1 protein-coding gene is annotated in these 1,418 nt (G+C 65.7%); it reads left to right on the top strand.

Annotated elements, in window-relative coordinates; translation table 11 throughout:
- Positions 1-54 precede the first annotated feature (54 nt).
- Positions 55-1,305 carry an IS701 family transposase gene (locus KXC43_RS50235; RefSeq protein ID WP_221383425.1) on the top strand — a complete coding sequence of 417 codons (1,251 nt, stop codon included), beginning with the start codon at positions 55-57 and terminating at the stop codon, positions 1,303-1,305.
- Positions 1,306-1,418 lie beyond the last annotated feature (113 nt).

Below are 1,418 nucleotides of genomic sequence, written 5' to 3'. Positions count from 1 at the left end.
CCCTTCGAGTGGCTGATGGTGACAGATGTGGGTTGATGTTGGTGTCGTCGGGAGATGGACACTGCGCAGGTGCAACGGCTCGGTGATGATCTGGCCGAGTATGTCGGGGACGTGTTCGCGTCGCTGAGGTATGCGGGCTGGCAGGATCGGGCCGGGCATTATCTGCGCGGGTTGATGCTGGACGGGCGGCGTAAGTCGATCCAGCCGATGGCAGCGAGGTTGCATGGCCCGCATGAGCAGGCGTTGAACCATTTCGTCACCAACAGTCCGTGGGACGTGACCCCGGTGCGCCGCCGGATCGCCGAACGTATGAGCGAGGCGATGGACAGCGTGGCGTGGGCGATCGATGACACTGGCCTGCTCAAGTACGGCAAAGCCTCGCCGTGTGTGGCCCGGCAATACACCGGCACCGCCGGGAAGATCACGAACTGTCAGGTCGCGGTGTCGGTCAGCCTGGTCACTGAGACTGCGTCCTGTCCGGTGGATTGGCGATTGTTCGTGCCTGAGTCGTGGGACCCGGCGTCCCCGAAAGCAGCCACTGACGCCGTTGAGCGACGTCGGCGGGCGCAGATCCCGGACACGATCGGATACACGCCGAAGTGGCGGCTGGCCCTGGCGATGGTCGACGAACTGCTCGGCTGGGGCTTACGACCCCGTGTGCTGGTCGCCGACGCCGGCTACGGCGACGCCGGACAATTCCGTCAAGCCCTGGCCGAACGCGGTATCGACTACGCGGTCCAGGTCGCGCACACCGTCACCGCCTACCCGCTCGATGTTCAACGCACGACAGTGCCTTACCGAGGTGACGGCCCTTATCCGAAACAGATCTATCGGCAACCGGCACCCACGATCCGCGACCTGCTGGCGACAGCCGGGCCGAAGGCTGCACGACCAGTGACCTGGCGCGACAGCTCCCGCCACCGCAACGGCCGGCCGGTCCCGATGAGCTCGAAGTTCGTGTTTCAGCGCGTGCGACCAGCCGGGCCGGCCATCCGCTCGGCCAACCTGGGCCACGATCTGCCTGAGGCCTGGTTGATCGCTGAATGGCCGGCCGGCGAGCCTGAACCGGTCAAATACTGGTTGTCGAACCTGCCCGCCACCACGGCGAAACGCACCCTGATCCGGCTGGCGAAACTACGCTGGCGCATCGAACACGACTACCGCGAAGTCAAGACCGGGCTCGGCCTGGACCACTACGAAGGCCGCACTTGGCAAGGCTGGCACCACCACACCACCCTCGTCAGCGCCGCCCACGCCTTCCTGACCCTGCAGCGCCTCGACCCAAAAACCCGTGCGCCGGAATGACTCTCTACGCCGTACTTCGACGCCTGCAACATCTGCTAGCCCGACTGATCGGCACCTGCCCCACCTGCCAAACCCACTTCCCGCAACGCCTTCGGCGCGCGGGCAGAGGACCA

Source organism: Paractinoplanes polyasparticus, assembly GCF_019710575.1.
Classification (GTDB): Bacteria; Actinomycetota; Actinomycetes; order Mycobacteriales; family Micromonosporaceae; genus Actinoplanes; species Actinoplanes polyasparticus.
This window is presented reverse-complemented; position numbering and strand designations above follow the sequence as displayed.